Genomic DNA, 15,467 nt, shown 5'->3' on the forward strand with positions numbered 1-15,467 from the left:
CTACGGTTCGCACTCGCCTGATTTCAGTTTCTGCAGGATGCCGGCATCCTTTAGCGGCAAGGCGTTGGTTCCCGGAGCCGCGCATTTTCCGCCGTCCGGCGCCTTGCCCGGCTGCGCCTTCGTCGCGGCGTTGCAGGTGATGAGCTGGATCGACCCGATCGGGTAGCGCCATTCCTCCTTTGTGAAGTTCGGAAAGGCTTGCCCCGGCTCCAGGAAGCCGCCGCATTGGATGAAGCGGGGCATCATGCAGATCTGCCACTCGCCGCTGACGATCTCGATGGACGAGATCTTCTGGCTGATGCCGCTCAGCGTCGGCTCCGTGCCGGTCGGGGCATAGGCCAGCTCATCGAGATTGGAGGCGCTCGCCCAGAAGGTCGCGGACGGGCCGCTCAGGCCCGGATCGGCATAGACCTTGATCTCGCAATAGCCGGCCCCCGCCGCCGCGCTGCCGGTCATGAGCAGCGCGCACAGAGCTATCGCCGCAGCCCTTGCTGTCCTCATGGCGGTTCCCCTGAAAAAAGGCCGTGCAGTCTTGCATGAGGCGGCCGTCGCGCCAATGCGGAGGGCGCGACGACGCTAGGCCGCCGGCTTCTCCCAGGGCCGCACCAGGAGCCAGTAGCCCAGCGGGCCTGCGATGGCGCTCAGAGCGAGCGCGATCACCATCGGCATCTGCGTGCCGTCGGCGGCATGGCCGATGGCCGCTCCCACGAGGGCCGCGATCGACATCTGGGTGAAGCCCAGAAGTGCGGAGGCGGCGCCGGCGGCGCGCGGATAGGGGCCGATGGCGCCCGCCATCGAGTTCGCCATCACCATGCCGACGCCGAAAAGATAGACGCTGGTGGGGGCGACGATCGCCGCGACCGTGTCGACCCCGGCCCAGGCCAGCGCCAGCACCACGATCCCGCCCAGAAGCGCGATCGCGCCGCCGCTCGCGATCATGCGATGGAGGCTCACCTTGTGCGCGAGCCTGCCGGCCAGCGTGGCGCCGGCGATATAGCCCGCCACCACGGCCGCGAAGCAATAGCCGTAGGCATGGGATTCGAGCTTCATCATCCCCATCAGCACGAAGGAGGAGCCGGAGATGAAGGAGAAGATGCCGCTATAGGCGAAGGCCGAGGAGAGCACATAGCCCAGATAACGGCGCTGTCCCGCCAGCATCAGATAGATCTCGATGATGGTCACGGGCCGCGTCGCCAGCGGATTCCTGTGCAGGTTGGTCTCGGGCAGCATGACCACGGCGCCGACGAGGCCCATCAGCCCGTAGATCACCAGCACGGCGAAATTGGCGCGCCAGCCGAACCAGGTCTGGAGATAGCCGCCCAGGATCGGCCCCAGCAGCGGCGCGATCGCCATCGCGGCCGCGAGATAGGACAGCACCCGGGCCGCCCCTTTCTGGCCATGGACGTCGCGCACCACGGCGCGGCAGAGCACCGGCCCGACGCAGGCCCCCAGCGCCTGGAAGAAGCGCGCGGCGACCAGGAACTCGATCGAGGTCGCCAGCATGCAGGCGATGCTGGCGAGGAGATAGAGGCCGAGCCCGGCCAGCAGCACCGGCTTGCGCCCGAAGCGATCGGAGAGCGGGCCGTAGATGAGCTGCGAGGCGGCGAGGCCCACCAGGAAGACGCTGAGGGTGAGCTGGACGTCGGCTTCGCTCGCCGCGAAATACTGCATCAGGCTCGGCAGCGACGGCAGATAGAGATCCGTCGAGATCGGTCCGAGCGCCACCAGCATGGTCAACAGAACGGTGACGGAAAGGCTGTCGGCGCGGCGCATGAGAGGCAATGATTCTTTCTTCCCCAACCCTTCGAGGGGAGGGGTCATTTCAGGGTAGAGTGCAGCGTAGATCGTAGTCCTCTTTCTAAGCTAGAAAGTAGAGCGCAGCGATGAAACAGAATCAGGAGCCATGACCAAGAAACGGCCCGAGGACCAGGCGCCCTTCATGCCGGCACCCGAGTACGGGCGCAGCCTGAAGGGCTTCGGCGTCAATCTCCTGGTGCGCGACGTGCCGCGCGCGGTCGCCTTCGCGCGCGAGGTGCTGGGCGCGGTGCTGGTCTATGGCGATCCCGATTTCGCCGTGCTGCGCCATGGCACGGGCGAGAACGCGGCCGAATGGATGCTCCATGCCGATCACACCTACGGCTCGCACCCGCTGCTGGGCCTCACCGGCGACGGCGCGGTGCGCGGTGTCGGCGTCGAGCTCCGGCTCCATGGCTGCGATCCCGACGCGGCGGTCGCGCGCGCCAAGGCAGCGGGTCATTACGTGATGGCGGAAGCGGCCGACAAGCCACATGGCTTGCGCGAGGCCTATATCGGCGATCCCGACGGCTATATCTGGGTGCCTGATGTGCCCTTGCGCTGACGCGGGTCTGCGAGCCGCCGGGGGATGACCGAGCCGCTGCCCGCGGGTAACGCACCTTCCAAGCGGCCACCGCTTGTGAGGCCGTTGATCGGCCTCTGGTTGCTGATGCTCGTCGGCGGCGGGCTGGTGGGCGGCTTTGTCTTGCCGCGCTGCGCTGAAAGCCTGCCGCCGGGCGCCTCGATCGCCGCGGTGATCTTCACGGGACTGGCTGGGGAGTTCGCGCGCCGACGCAAGTTCAAATGGTACTGGCTGCTGTCGCTTCTGCTGATCTACGCGATGCTGTCCTGGCTCACGATCGCGTTCGCGGTCGCCGTGGGCAACATGTTCGCCTCGGGGCTTTGCCGGCTGTTCTGAAGCGGGTTATCCGGCACCTCGGCTCTCAGGCCGGGATCTGCCTTCGCCAGAGCTTCGAAGACGCAGATCGCTCAAGCCGGCAGCGGATCCTCGATCGGCCGGTCGCTGTCGCTGCGGCCGTAGCGATGGAGATCGGGGCCGTGCTCGGCCAGCCAGTCGCGCGCCTTGCGCGCATGGGGCGTCAGGTCGTCGACGAGGCGCCAGAAGCGCGGCTCGTGATTCATCTCGCGCAGATGCGCGACCTCGTGCGCCACCACATATTCGAGCACCCATTTGGGCGCCAGCACGAGCCGCCAGGAGAAGGCGAGCTCGGCCGAGGCCGAGCAGCTCGCCCAGCGCGTCTTGGGATCGCTGAGGCGAATCCGGCGCACCTTCTTGCCGATCTGCGTGGCCTTGGCGTGGGCGATCTCCGCGATCTCGCGGCGCGCCTCGAGCTTCAGCCAGTCCTCGACCCGGCGCGGCAGATGCTCGGGCCGGCCCGCGACATGGATCTCGCCTTCCTCGCACCAGACCACGCCGCGGGCCTTGGGACGGTGGCGGATGCGGTGGGGCTGGCCCAGGAACGGGACCACTGAACCGGTCTCGAACGGCACGCCCTCGGGCAGGAGCTCGACCCGCTCGCGGATCCAGGCGCGGTGGGCCTGGGCGAAGCGCCGGCCCTCGTCATAGGTGGCCCGCGGCGGCAGCACCACGACGATGCGCCCGGCCGACTGGTCGAACCGCAGGATGATCCGGCGGGCCCGAATATTGCGCTGATAAATGAGGGGAATCCGCCGGTCGTCGAGGGTCATGACCTGACCTTCGACCAGCCGTTTGACCTGCCGGCGAGGACGGCGCGAAGCGGAACCGGAGCGGGCTTTGCGACGAGACATCACTTTCGGTTATGCGGTCTGCCGGACCGCTCTGCCAAGACCTCCCGTCGGGGCATAGGACTTATTTCCTGTGGATATCTACCCTTTCGGCCTCCCGGGTCAGAAGTTCCTGCTTCACCCCTTTACCCCACCGGTAGCCGGTCAGGCTGCCATCGGCACCACAGGCGCGATGGCACGGAATGACCACCGCCACGGGGTTGGTGGCGCAGGCCCGGCCCACGGCCCGGGCGCTGCCGGGCTGGCCCAGCCGGCCGGCGATTTCCCCATAAGTCAGAGTCTCGCCAAGGGGGATTCGGCGCAGTTCCTCCCAGACCCGCTGCTGGAAGGCGGTGGCGCGGATGTCCAGCGGCAGGTCGATATGGGGGGCCCGGCCCTCCAGATGGTCCAGGATGGCGGCCAGGGCGGTCGACAGCGCCCGGTTGTCGCGATGGACCCGGCTGGCGGCGGGGAATTCCTCCTTGAGCGCCTCGACCAGGGGGCCGTCGGCCTTGCCGATCGAGACGAAGCAGATGCCCTTGGGGGTGGCGGCGACCAGGAGCCGGCCCAGGGGCGAGCCGGCTGTGGCATAGCCGATCTCCGCCCCTTCGCCGCCCCTGGCATAGCTGGCGGGCGTCATGCCCAGGGCCTGGGGGGCCCGCTCATAGACCCGCGAGGCGGAGCCGAAGCCCGCGTCATAGGTGGCGGCGGCCACGCCCGCCCCCTGCTGCAGCCCGGCCTTGAGCCGGTCCAGGCGGCAGGCATCGGCATATTGCCGGGGCGTCACGCCCATGGCCTGCTTGAACAGACGCTGCAGATGCCAGGGGCTGACGGCGCATTCGCGGCCGAGCTCGGCCAGCGTCACGGGGCCGGGATCGCCGGTCTCGTCCTCGGCGGCGATCTTGCGCTCGATATAGCGGCAGGCGCGGCGCACCGCATCGAGCCGCTGCGAGCGGACGGCGCCCGCGCGGGTCTGCGGATTGCGGGGAGCGCTTTCGACCGGCTGGCGGACGGCCATGCTGAACTCGTTCATCATTTTCTCCCAGGGCGAGCATATAAGGTGGCGTGGCCCCACTCCTAGCCGGTGCCGCGCGGGTTTCTCTATCCGATCCTTGCGCGGCGATTTGCCGAGCGTTTCCGGGGCCTTGGCCCGCACCAGACTGATTGCCCCGCCCGCGCTCGATCATGTCCAGCCCCGCCGTCCCCCTCGAGCCCGCCCCGCGCCGCGTCCTGCCGCTGCTCCTGCTGCTGTTCCAGGGCACCGCCTGGGGGCTCACCTTCCCGACCTCGAAGATCGCGGTGGAGAACGGCATCGGGCCCGCCGCCTATGTGTTCTGGCAGACCCTGGGCGCGGGCGCGGTGCTGCTCGCGGTGGCGGTGGCGCGCCGCCGCCTGCCGCGCTGGGATCTGCGCCATCTCGCCTATTACGCCTATTGCGGCCTGGTCGGCATCACGCTGCCCAATGCGATCCTGCTCGCGGCCATGGCGCATATGACGGCCAGCGTGCAGGCGCTGATCGTCAATCTCTCGCCGCTGGTGACGCTCGCGATGGCGCTCACGATCGGCATGGAGCCGTTCCAGAAGCGTCGCGCGCTCGGCCTGGCGATCGGGTTCGGCGGCGCCGGCCTGCTGGTGATGAACGGTGCCGGTCTCGGCGGCAGCGCGGCGCTGGGCTGGCTGCTGATCGCGTTCCTGGGCCCGCTCTGCTATGCGAGCGTCTCGGTCTTCAACCAGCGGTTCCGTCCTCCGGGCAGCGATTCCCTGTCGCTCGCCTGCGGCATGCTGATCGTGGGCTTTCTCGGCGCGGCGCCGCTGGCCGCGATCCGCGGCGAGATCCAGCCGCTCTGGCCGGTGGGACCGGGCGAGCTCGCCGTCATGATCCAGATCGCCGCTTCCTGCTGCGGCACGGTCGTGCAGTTCGAGGTGATCCGCATGGCGGGCGCGGTGTTCTTCAGCCAGGTCACCTACATGACCGCGGCGTCGGCGCTTATCTGGAGCTACCTGCTGCTGGACGAATCGCTCACGCCGCTGCAGGGGCTGGCGATGCTGCTGATCTTCGCGGGGCTGGTGCTGGTGAACTGGCCGGGGACGCAGCGCGCCATTGTCCCCTCCCCCGTTCAGGGGGAGGGCTAGGGAGGGGGTTGCTCGCTGTCTCATATCGCGCAGCCCCCTTCCTAACCTTCCCCCGCAAGGGGGGGGGAAGGGACAACAGCGGGGTCACTTGATCCAGGTGACGATCCGTTCCTCGGCGTCCTCGACATCGTCCTCGCTGACGACCTTGTTGCGCACCGAGATGCCGGCCTTGTGCACGCTGTTGGGGTCGCCCGAGACCAGCGGGTGCCACCAATGGAGATCCTTGCCTTCGTCGATCAGGCGATAGGCGCAGGTCGAAGGCAGCCAATGGAGCTTGCCGATCATGCGCACGGTGAGCGCGATGCAATCGGGCACCAGCGTCTTGCGTTTCGCGTAGTTCTTGCAGCGGCAGCTCTTGGTGTCGAGCTGGCGGCAGGCGACGTCGGTGAATTCGACGCGGCCGGTATCGAGATCCTCGAATTTCACCGTGCAGCAGCGCCCGCAGCCGTCGCAGAGCGATTCCCACTCGGTCTTCGACATTTCCTTGAGCGACTTGGTGCGCCAGAAGGGCTCGTTCGCCGGCTTCGCCTTGCCGTTGGCGCGTTTCGGCGCGGCCTCGGCGGCGGTCTTGGCGGATTTGCGGCGGAGCTTGGCGAGGCGCATCGGAGCTGCTGGGTAACGCCGGGGCGGGATCACCGGAATATGAGCGAGCGTCCGGTCTCAGGCAAGCAAGGGCTTCTGACGTTGCCGTGATCCCGATTCCGCCGGTCCTACCAGGGTGCGATCTCGAGTCCCTGCGGAACGGAGGCGCCCTCGATCCTGAGGCCGCCGGGTCCGATCGGCAGGCGCAGCGCCAGGCCCGCGACCGGCCAGCTCACCTCGAGCGAGAGCGGGCGCTTCGAGAGCGGCTCTTCGGCCGTGGCCGATCCCAGCGCGCCCGCCTTGCCGGTCTCGATCACCGCGAGATAACGGCGCTCGTCCCAATAGCTGCGCAAGACCGCGGCCTTCTCCGGATCGCTCGCGGTCACCAGGAAGCGCGACACCACCTTGCCGTCGCTCGCGAGCGTCACGAGGCCCACCACATGCGGATCGGCCAGCCGCTTGTCGGCCTCGTCGTCGGGCGGCACATAGAAGCCGGCGGCGTTGCTGCTGCGGATCTGCTCGTCGTCGATCGTGGCGAAGATCAGCGGCTCGGCCATGGTCTCGAACAGCAGCGTGCCGGTGGCGAGGTCGTTGATCTGCCACCAGTCGAGATCCTCCAGGCCGCGATCGATCTGGAACAGGCAGTCGGCGAGGATATGGCCCGCGGCCCCCTCGGCCTCGATCGTGTAGAGCGGCGTGCCCGTCGTGCCGGTCTTGGCCTCGAAGGCGTCGAGGCGGACATGACCCTCGGCCTCGGGCGAGTTCACGTCCCATTGCTGCGTCACATGCAGGCGCAGCAGCATCCGGTCGGCATCGAGCGCCTGCCGGCAGGAGCTGAAATCGAAGCTGGTATTGTCGAGCATGCGCGCGTCGCCCTGGGCCGAAGCCTTGCTCGTCGCGGCGATCTCCTCGGCCGCGGCGGGCAGCGCCAGCAGCCCCGAGATCCCCAAGGCCAGCAGCAGCGGTTTGCAGGTCAGGCGCAGGCCGGCCATCGATATCCCCCCGGAAATGGAATGGCGCTCAATCGGTCAGACGGTGATCGGCAGGCGATGCGGATCGGCCGCCCTCGATCAATAGGGCGCCAGCGCGTCGCGCAGCGGCTGGGCGTTCGGGTTGGAGAACCGCCGCTGGATCAGGATCGCGTAGGGCGTGGCGCCGGTGCCGTAATAGGCGACGTTCCAGCTGTCGCGCTTGAGCACGCCCGCGCCTTCGAGCGACAGGCCCCCGAACAGGCCCGAGGTCTTGGCGAAGCTGTAGACGTCGGCATCGAGATTGGTGGTGGTCCCGGCCTCGAGCCCCTTGCCCAAGGGGCCGGCCGCGATCGACACGTCGCCGCCGAACTTCATCTGGTTGTCGATGACCGCGTCGAGCGCCTTCTCGCTCATGATGGTGAGCACGACCTCGGAGACCTCGCCGCCGATCTGCAGGCCGAGGCTGCCGGCCGCCAGCGTGTAGAAGGCCGGATAGCTCCAGCCCAGCTTGTCGTCGCGCACCATGAGCACGCCCGAGCCGCCCTCGGCGCCGATGATGAAGCCGCCCTTGATCAGGGACGGGAAGACGATCACGGCCTTGGCCCTCTTCACATAGCCCGGCAGCTCCGCGAATTCGGGACTGGTGATGAGCTTGTCGAAGGTGATGCGCGCCTTGTCGACGATCTCCTGCTGATCGGTCAGGGCTGCGGCCGGACGTGCCGTGGCGAGGCCCAGAAGGGCGAAGCCCAGGACGGCCAGCAGCGTGCGCATTGGTTTCATCGAGCGGTCTCCGGATTTGTCGAGTCGCGGGTTGGTGCGGAGCTTAAAGGAGCGGCGGATTTTGGCAATTCCGAGGCAACCGTCCCGAGTCGCGAGGCGAAATCGGGGGCGAAGAGTCGCGGGACACAGATTGAGTGTCGAGTGCCGAGTGGCTCGCTCGTTTCTTCTGATCCCTTCCCCCTTGCGGGGGAAGGTGAGGAAGGGGGGTGATCGTCGATCGCGGTGGTTGCCCCACCCCCTCCCTGACCCTGCCCCATCAAAGGGGAGGGATGAGAACGCGGGGGGAAGGGACAATGTCTTCGCCTACTCCACCAAAGCCGCCGGATGATTGACCGCGGCCACGCGCCAGCTGGCGGCGGGGAGTCCGTCCTCGCTCGAGGCGGCGGCGCCGATATGGTCGATGCGGGTGAGGGAGCAATTGTCGATGACGAATCCGAGCGCCCGCTCCGGATCGATGCCCAGCGCCAGCGCCAGGGCGGCGCGGATCGTGCCGCCATGCGCGACCGCGATGATGTCGCGGCCTTGATGGAGCCGGGTCAGGCGGTCGACCGCCTCGCTCACGCGCGCGATCACCTCGACGAAGCTCTCGCCGCCCGGCGGCTGGTGGCGGGCCGGCGCCAGCCAGAAGCGATGCCAGGCGCCGTCGCGCCGCGCCGCCAGTTCGTCATGGGTCAGCCCCTGCCAGTCGCCGAAATGCTGCTCCGCCAGCGTCGGCTCGACGAGGAGGGCCGGCATCGGCTTGCCCGCGGCCTCGAAGATCGCCGCCGCCGTCTGGTGCGTGCGGGCAAGGTGGCTCGCGATCCAGGTGGCGTCGGTCGGCAGCCGTCGCGCGAGCCCGGCGAAGCTCGCGAGGTTCGAGCAGTTGGCCGGCACATCCGTCTGCCCGTAGATGCGCCCGCCATGGGCCGTCACCGGCGCATGACGGATCCACCACCAGCGTGTCACAGGAATGGTCATGCGCGTTCGTCCTTCACCATGCGGCGGCGGCCACGGCGAGCACCGCGATCTCGGAGAGCTGCTCGATGGTGCCGAGAAGATCGCCGGTATAGCCGCCGATGAGGCGCCGGCCGAGCCGTGCGATGATCCAGGCGACGGCGAGGACGAACAGCAGCGCCAGCGCCGCGGCGACGGGACCGAGCGCGATCCAGGCGATGACGGCGGCGATCGCGAGCGCCAGCCAGGCGGATGTCTCGGCCGGCTTCCCGGCCGCGGCGCCCAGGCCGCCGCTCTTGGCCGGAGCGCCGCGCGCCATCACCGGCACCATCGCGGCGCGGGCCAGCGCATGGGCGCCGATCAGGGCCGCGATGCCCTGATCCCCCGGCAGCGCCGACAGCAGCGCCGCGCGCGTCGCGACCGAGAAGATCAGCGCCAGCACGCCATAGCTGCCGATGCGGCTGTCCGACATGATGGCGAGGCGCCGGTCGCGATCATGGCCGCCACCCAGCCCGTCGGCACTGTCGGCGAGCCCATCCTCATGGAGCGCGCCGGTGATGAGGCCGGTCGCGGCGATGGCGAGAAGCGCCGCGCCCAGCGGCGGCAGCTCAAGCCTGAGGCCCAGCGCGTAGACGAGCCCGCCGCCGAACCCGACGACGAGCCCGACCAGGGGGAAGCAACGCACCGCCGCGGCCAGGGGCCGGGGTGCCACCGTTCCCGGCATCGGCAGCCGCGTCAGAAAGGCCAGCGCGAGCCGCAGATCCTCGATCCAGCCCCCGAGATTCCAGACCGGCCTCTCTGCCTCGCGAATCGGCGTCGGCGCCGAGTCGGGCGGGGTGGTTTCTTCGGAGGAAGCGGGGTCCTGCATCGGGCGTCGCGTGCGATCTTTTCCGGCTGGCGCGGATGCGGGGGTTATAGGACAGTTGCGTCCCCCGGCGCAAAGCCGCCACGGGCCATGGGGGCCCCGCGGGCGCGGCGTCGCGGAAGGACCATTTCCGAGCGCCTCTCCTGCAGCTTCCCTTGCTGCTTCGCGTTCCCATCGCGGTCGCCGGTTCGACCCCGATCCTGCCTCAAGGTGCCCCGATGCCCAATGAACCCAAAGACGGCCAGCCTGCCCCCAACAATCCCGCCAACGACCAGCCCGCCGCCAGCTTCGCCGAGATCCGCGCGGTGATCGCGCAATGGGCCGGGCCCGATCTTGCCGCCGGCACGCTCGCCGCTGCGCGCGAGGGCCAGCTCACCAAGCCGCCGGGGGCGCTGGGGCGCCTGGAGGAGATCGTGCAATGGCTCTGCGAATGGCAGGGCCGTCATCCGCCGCGGCTCGACCGTCCGCGCGTCGCCGTCTTCGCCGGCAATCACGGCGTCGCCGCGCGCGGCGTCTCGGCCTTTCCGGCGGAAGTCACCAAGCAGATGGTGGCGAACTTCGTGGCCGGCGGAGCCGCGGTGAACCAGCTCTGCCGCGCGGTCGATGCGGAGCTGCGCGTCTACGAGATGGCGCTCGACGATCCGACCGAGGATTTCACGCGGGCACCGGCGCTCAGCGAGGAGGAATGCGCGCGCGCCATGAGCTACGGCATGATGGTGGTCGAGCCCGGTATCGACCTGCTCTGCCTGGGCGAGATGGGCATCGCCAACACCACCAGCGGCTCGGCGCTGGCCGCCGCCGTTGTCGGCGGCACGGGGTCCGACTGGGCGGGGCCCGGCACCGGCGTGGCGGGCTCGGCCCTCGCCAAGAAGATCGCCGTGATCGATGAGGGGCTCGCACTTCATCGCGCCCATTTCAAGGATCCGCTCGAGATCCTGCGCCGGCTGGGCGGGCGCGAGCTGGCGGCGATCGCGGGCGCGGTGATCGCGGCGCGGCTCGCGCGCGTGCCGGTGCTGCTCGACGGCTTCGCCTGCACGGCGGCGGCGGCGGTCTTGCGCGGCATCGATCCGCGCGCGCTCGATCACTGCATGGTCGCCCATGTCTCGGCCGAGCCCGGCCATAAGCGGCTCTTGGAGGCGATCGGCAAGCGCGCGCTGGTCGATCTCGGCATGCGGCTGGGCGAGGCCTCCGGCGCCACGCTCGCGATCGGCATTCTGAAGGCGGCCGTCGCCTGCCACACCGGCATGGCGACCTTCGCCGAGGCCGGCGTCAGCGGCAAGGATGGCTGATTCCGTGTCGGTGCTTTTGCTGTCTTCGCCTCCTTCCTTTCTTCTTTCTTCTCCTCCCCCCTTGAGGGGGAGGTCAGGGTGGGGGGTGATCGCGGAACACGACGCTGCAAGCGCATTCCATCGCATCTACAAGCTTGCATCGAGCTTGCGGCTACCCCCCACCCCAGCCTCCCCCTCAAGGGGGGAGGGGAAAAGCTCTGGGCTTTTTTCGAAGCGCATCCACGCGGATAACGGTAGCCAGCGCCTGTCATGACCAAGCCGCGTTCCGTCTCCTCCTCCGAGCTGCGCCGCTTCCTGCTCGATCGGCAGGGGCTGTGGGGGCCGTTCTGGGAAGAGAAGGACGCGTCGGCGCGCGCCGTCGATCTCGCCATGTGGCAGATCGATTCGATCCGCATCACGGGGCTGCGCAACCAGGAGATCGCCTGGGCCGCGCGCAGCGCCTCGGCGCCGTCGCATTTCTACGACCTGCTCTATGGGCAGAGCGCCTTGGTCGAGACCCACTATCCGATCTTCGCCACGCGGCGCGACTGGCTCGGCCACATCTCGGAAAGCCTCGCCGATCCCGCAACCCTCCGGAAGCCCGTTACCCCGCGCCTCAAGCGGGTCATGCAGGAGGTCGAGGATTACATCCGCGCCCACGGACCGACGGGGCCGGGCAGCTTCAAGAGCCGGCGCATCGTGGGCGGCTTCAACACCATCAAGGAGACGACGCGCGCGCTCGAGGTCATGTTCGCGCAGCGCAAGCTGGTGGTGGCGGGGCGCGACCGGAATTTCCAGCGGCTGTTCGACCTGACCGAGCGGCGGGTGCCGGAGTTCGTGGCGCCGCCTTCGCCGCGGGCCAAGGACTGGCGCAAGGCCTACGATGCGTTCCTGGTCCGCTCGGCGCTGCAGGTGCTGAAGCTCGCGACCGCCGAGCAGATCGCCCAGCGCACCCATCATCATTATGGCCCTTGGCGGCCCGGCGGCGGCATCAAGCGCTGGCGCGAGCATGTGGCGCAGGCGCTCGAGGCGGGCGTCGCGGTGCCCGTGCAGGCGGTCGACCTGTCCGACCAGCCGGTCTACTGGTACCTGCCCGAGGACGAAGCCGGCTGGAACGCGGCCTCGGATTCGAGCGATATGCCGACGCGGCTCCTGGCGCCGCTCGACCATCTGCTCTACAGCCGCCCGCGCGCGAAGGAGCTGTTCGCTCTCGACTACAAGTTCGAGGCCTACACGCCGGCCCATAAGCGGCGCTTCTATTTCGCCCTGCCGGTGCTCCAGGGCGAGCGCGCCGTGGGCATGGTCGACGGCAAGCTCGACGGCAAGACCTGGTGGCTGCGGCGCCTCGAGCTCGCCGAGGATGCCGACCCCGAGCAGTTGGGAGCCGCGATCCGCCGCTTCGCGAAGCTTGCCGGCGCGGAACGCGTCGGCGTGCGGGCACGCGCACCGCAGCGGGTCAAGGACGCGATCAAGGGGAAGGCGGAGTAGGGCTCTGCCGTCGGTGGCTTCGTTCGTGACCTACGCCCCCATCGTCACCCCCGCGAAAGCGGGGGTCCATGCTTCAGCTTGGTTGCGCGGGATCGGGATGGATCCCCGCTTTCGCGGGGATGACCGTAAGGAAGGAGATGACCGTAAGGAAGAAGCGCGAATGCTTCTTCCTTACGGTCACTCCCCCATCTGTAGCAGCGCGCCGCGTTCGCGGGCGATGCGGAAGGCGAAGAGATAGATCGCGAGGCCGACCGCGATATAGATCAGGTTCAGCCCCACGGCGCCCCAGAACAGCGTGGTGTCGAAATGCTGGTGGAACAGCACCTCGCGCATGCCCTCGAACACATGGGTCGAGGGCAGGCACCAGGCGATCGGCTGCAGCCAGGCGGGCAGCACCGTCACGGGATAGTAGATCGCGCTGATGGGGGCGAGCAGAAAGATGATGAACCAGACCAGGTTCTCGGCGCCGAGGCCGTAGCGCATCAGGAGCGCCGTCGAGAGCATGCCGATGCCCCAGGCCATCATCACCAGGTTCACATAGAAGGCGAGGAGCGGCAGGCCCATCGCGAAGATCGAGAACTTGTAGAGCAGGATCGCCAGCACCGCCGCCGGCAGCACGCCGATCATGGTGCGCAGCACGCTCATCGCCATCAGCGCCAGGATATGCTCGGCCGGCCGCAAGGGACTCACATAGAGATTGGCGAGGTTGTGCGCCCACATCTCCTCGAGGAAGGAGAGCGAGAATCCGAGCTGGCCGCGGAACAGCACGTCCCACAGCATCACGCCCGCCATCAGCACGCCGAAGGCCTGGGCCACGTAGGAGGTCTGGGTATAGAAGAACTGCGAGACGAAGCCCCAGATGATCATCTGCATGGTCGGCCAGTAGGCCATCTCGATCAGCCGCGGCCAGGAGCCCTTCAGCACATAGAGATGGCGCAGCAGGATGGCGCCGATGCGCCGCGGCGAGATCGTGAAATCCTGGACGGTCATGCTCATGATCGGATTCAGCCCGCCTCCGGCCGGGCTTCCTCGGAGGGGGCCGCGACCGGCTGGCTGCGGTCGCGCGCGATGTCGAGGAACACCTCCTCGAGATTGGCGCGGCCATAGCGGCGCAGCAGCTCCTTCGGCGTGCCGTGATCGACCACGCGGCCGCGGCGCATCATCAGCACCTCGTTACAGAGCCGTTCGACCTCCGCCATGTTGTGCGAGGCGAGCAGGATGGTGGCGCCGGTCTGGCGGCGGAAGGTCTCGAGATACTGGCGGATCCAGTCCGCGGTGTCGGGGTCGAGCGAGGCGGTCGGCTCGTCGAGCAGCAGCAGCTCCGGCCGGTTCAAGAGCGCCTTGGCCAGCGCCACGCGGGTCTTCTGTCCCGCCGAGAGCGAGCCGCAGGGACGGTCGATGAACTCGCCCAGCGCCAGCTGCTCGCTGAGCTCGGCGATGCGCCGGGTCGGATCGGCGACGGCATAGAGGCTGGCGAAGACCCTGAGGTTCTGGCGCGGCGTCAGCCGGCGCGGCAGGTCGACATAGGGCGAGGAGAAATTCATGCGCCCCAGCACCCGGTAGCGGTGCTTCAGCATGTCCTCGCCCAGGATGCGGATGCTGCCGGAGGTCGGGATCAGGAGGCCCAGCAGCATGGCGATGCTGGTGGTCTTGCCGGCGCCATTGCCGCCCAGGAGCCCGATCACGGCGCCCTTGGGCGCCGAGAAGCCCAGCTGATCGACGGCGATCACGGGGCCGAAACGCTTGGAAAGCCCTTCGACGAGGATGGCGGGTTCGGACATGCGATTTCGCACTATGCCTGGAATCCCGGAATCCGGCTAGGCGCGGGCGATGCAAATCTCATATGCGCGGCCTGACGGAGCCACTCGGGGATTGCCAGGGAGCGTTCACATGGATTCCATATCGGCGGAATGTCGTACGTCAGGCCCGTCGGTATCCGCCCTTGTCCCTCGTCTTAAGGATTCTTGCGTTGGCTTCGGGCCTCTGGCTTGCCCCGATCGTTTCCGCGACGGCGGCTTGCGATCCCTCGGCGCTTGGCCCGGCGGTCATCAAGGTTAATGAGGCACGCGCCGAGCTTCGGGCGCTGCCGGTCGAGGGCGAGGCGCCGACCGATGTGACGCCCGCGGCGCAAGCGGCAGTCGCGGCGATGAAGGCGCGACTGGACGAGCTTCTCGATGCCTATATGCGATGCGCGGCCCGGGACCTCGATCCCGACCGGACTGTCGCGGCGCTGATGAAAGATCTGGCGACGCCGGAGCCTGCCGCCGACGCTCCGGTTCATTACGGCGACCGTCTGGTCCTCGCGGCCCAACGCCCCGACAACCAGCCCCGGCTCCTCGCCGTCACCGCCACATTCGCGATTCCCTGCGGCAGCGATGCGGTGCTGTTCGTCTTCGAGCCGGACGGCGATCGATGGCGCGAGGTCTTGCGCTGGCAGAGCGGTCCTTATGACGAGATCAGCGGCGTCCATAACCGGATCTGGGTCCGGCATTTCCAGGTGACGGGCGACGCGGTGCGCCGGATTCCGCCGATCGCCCTCTCGCCGCGCGATTTCGCCGATGAATGGATCGCTGCCGATTGGGCCCAGGCCCGATCCTGGTCGATGACCGAAGTGCGGGCGGCGTTGAAGCCGTGGCATGAACGGTTGCACGCTCTGCGCTATTTCGAGTTCGGGGCGATCCGGCGGTGCGACGGGCCGGCCGAGCATTATCAGGCCGCGCTCAGCCCCGAGACGCAGGATGGCGCCGTCTATCTGCGGCTCGAAGGCCCGGTTTCCGCTTTCCGGATGACGGGCGTCGCGACCGAGCCCGCGCCGACCTGCAGCGGGCCGGATCTGTCGGGAAGCCTGGCGACACCATAGGGGAAGAATCCGCTCGCCAGGGGACG

Annotated in this window: 17 protein-coding genes; 6 read left to right on the top strand and 11 right to left on the bottom strand. The window is 68.6% G+C overall.

Going from position 1 to position 15,467, the window contains the following annotated elements; genetic code table 11:
- Complete coding sequence (locus tag FRZ61_RS00105) at positions 1 to 501, bottom strand: beta/gamma crystallin family protein (RefSeq protein WP_151114376.1); 501 nt, start codon at positions 499 to 501, stop codon at positions 1 to 3.
- 75 nt (positions 502 to 576) lie between these two features.
- Positions 577 to 1,773 carry a multidrug effflux MFS transporter gene (locus tag FRZ61_RS00110; RefSeq protein ID WP_151114377.1) on the bottom strand — a complete coding sequence of 399 codons (1,197 nt, stop codon included), beginning with the start codon at positions 1,771 to 1,773 and terminating at the stop codon, positions 577 to 579.
- A 130-nt stretch (positions 1,774 to 1,903) separates the two neighbouring features.
- Between FRZ61_RS00110 and FRZ61_RS00115 the strand changes: the two genes are divergently transcribed.
- The gene (locus FRZ61_RS00115; RefSeq protein ID WP_151114378.1) at positions 1,904 to 2,359 is read left to right on the top strand and encodes a VOC family protein; all 456 of its coding nucleotides are present in this window, start codon (positions 1,904 to 1,906) and stop codon (positions 2,357 to 2,359) included.
- Positions 2,360 to 2,383: 24 nt separating this feature from the next.
- Positions 2,384 to 2,713, top strand: a complete 330-nt coding sequence (locus tag FRZ61_RS00120; protein WP_151114379.1) for a hypothetical protein — start codon at positions 2,384 to 2,386, stop codon at positions 2,711 to 2,713.
- A gap of 71 nt (positions 2,714 to 2,784) precedes the next feature.
- Here FRZ61_RS00120 and FRZ61_RS00125 read toward each other — a convergent pair whose 3' ends face one another.
- The gene (locus tag FRZ61_RS00125; RefSeq protein WP_225309025.1) at positions 2,785 to 3,504 is read right to left on the bottom strand and encodes a M48 family metallopeptidase; all 720 of its coding nucleotides are present in this window, start codon (positions 3,502 to 3,504) and stop codon (positions 2,785 to 2,787) included.
- A 142-nt stretch (positions 3,505 to 3,646) separates the two neighbouring features.
- The gene (locus tag FRZ61_RS26865) at positions 3,647 to 4,594 is read right to left on the bottom strand and encodes a bifunctional transcriptional activator/DNA repair enzyme AdaA (protein WP_191909217.1); all 948 of its coding nucleotides are present in this window, start codon (positions 4,592 to 4,594) and stop codon (positions 3,647 to 3,649) included.
- Positions 4,595 to 4,746: 152 nt separating this feature from the next.
- Here FRZ61_RS26865 and FRZ61_RS00135 point away from each other — a divergent pair, with 152 nt between their 5' ends.
- Positions 4,747 to 5,694, top strand: coding sequence for a DMT family transporter (locus tag FRZ61_RS00135; protein ID WP_151114381.1), 948 nt, complete (start codon positions 4,747 to 4,749; stop codon positions 5,692 to 5,694).
- 84 nt (positions 5,695 to 5,778) lie between these two features.
- On the opposite strand, the gene FRZ61_RS00140 is transcribed toward FRZ61_RS00135, so the two are convergent.
- The 5 genes from FRZ61_RS00140 to cobS form a co-directional block, all read right to left on the bottom strand.
- Positions 5,779 to 6,297, bottom strand: coding sequence for a YcgN family cysteine cluster protein (locus FRZ61_RS00140; protein ID WP_151114382.1), 519 nt, complete (start codon positions 6,295 to 6,297; stop codon positions 5,779 to 5,781).
- 107 nt (positions 6,298 to 6,404) lie between these two features.
- On the bottom strand, positions 6,405 to 7,268 hold the full coding sequence (locus FRZ61_RS00145) for a hypothetical protein (protein ID WP_151114383.1): 864 nt from the start codon (positions 7,266 to 7,268) through the stop codon (positions 6,405 to 6,407).
- 78 nt (positions 7,269 to 7,346) lie between these two features.
- Entirely contained in the window at positions 7,347 to 8,027 is a 681-nt protein-coding gene (locus tag FRZ61_RS00150) for a lipid-binding SYLF domain-containing protein (protein ID WP_151114384.1), read from the bottom strand.
- 303 nt (positions 8,028 to 8,330) lie between these two features.
- The gene (locus FRZ61_RS00155) at positions 8,331 to 8,984 is read right to left on the bottom strand and encodes a histidine phosphatase family protein (RefSeq protein WP_151114385.1); all 654 of its coding nucleotides are present in this window, start codon (positions 8,982 to 8,984) and stop codon (positions 8,331 to 8,333) included.
- A 13-nt stretch (positions 8,985 to 8,997) separates the two neighbouring features.
- Positions 8,998 to 9,828: an adenosylcobinamide-GDP ribazoletransferase gene (gene cobS, locus FRZ61_RS00160; protein WP_151114386.1), complete on the bottom strand. Its 831-nt coding sequence runs from the start codon at positions 9,826 to 9,828 to the stop codon at positions 8,998 to 9,000.
- A 215-nt stretch (positions 9,829 to 10,043) separates the two neighbouring features.
- Here cobS and cobT point away from each other — a divergent pair, with 215 nt between their 5' ends.
- Both cobT and FRZ61_RS00170 read left to right on the top strand, forming a co-directional pair.
- Positions 10,044 to 11,114, top strand: coding sequence for a nicotinate-nucleotide--dimethylbenzimidazole phosphoribosyltransferase (gene cobT / locus FRZ61_RS00165; protein ID WP_151114387.1), 1,071 nt, complete (start codon positions 10,044 to 10,046; stop codon positions 11,112 to 11,114).
- Between the two features lie 249 nt (positions 11,115 to 11,363).
- Positions 11,364 to 12,581: a DNA glycosylase AlkZ-like family protein gene (locus tag FRZ61_RS00170; RefSeq protein ID WP_151114388.1), complete on the top strand. Its 1,218-nt coding sequence runs from the start codon at positions 11,364 to 11,366 to the stop codon at positions 12,579 to 12,581.
- A 177-nt stretch (positions 12,582 to 12,758) separates the two neighbouring features.
- Here FRZ61_RS00170 and FRZ61_RS00175 read toward each other — a convergent pair whose 3' ends face one another.
- Positions 12,759 to 13,577 carry an ABC transporter permease gene (locus FRZ61_RS00175; protein ID WP_225309026.1) on the bottom strand — a complete coding sequence of 273 codons (819 nt, stop codon included), beginning with the start codon at positions 13,575 to 13,577 and terminating at the stop codon, positions 12,759 to 12,761.
- An 8-nt stretch (positions 13,578 to 13,585) separates the two neighbouring features.
- A complete protein-coding gene (locus FRZ61_RS00180; protein WP_151114389.1) occupies positions 13,586 to 14,362 on the bottom strand; it encodes an ABC transporter ATP-binding protein in 777 nt (258 codons plus the stop codon).
- A gap of 62 nt (positions 14,363 to 14,424) precedes the next feature.
- Between FRZ61_RS00180 and FRZ61_RS00185 the strand changes: the two genes are divergently transcribed.
- Entirely contained in the window at positions 14,425 to 15,441 is a 1,017-nt protein-coding gene (locus FRZ61_RS00185; RefSeq protein ID WP_151114390.1) for a hypothetical protein, read from the top strand.
- Positions 15,442 to 15,467 lie beyond the last annotated feature (26 nt).

Origin of the sequence: Hypericibacter adhaerens (assembly GCF_008728835.1) — a bacterium.
Taxonomy (GTDB): Bacteria; Pseudomonadota; Alphaproteobacteria; order Dongiales; family Dongiaceae; genus Hypericibacter; species Hypericibacter adhaerens.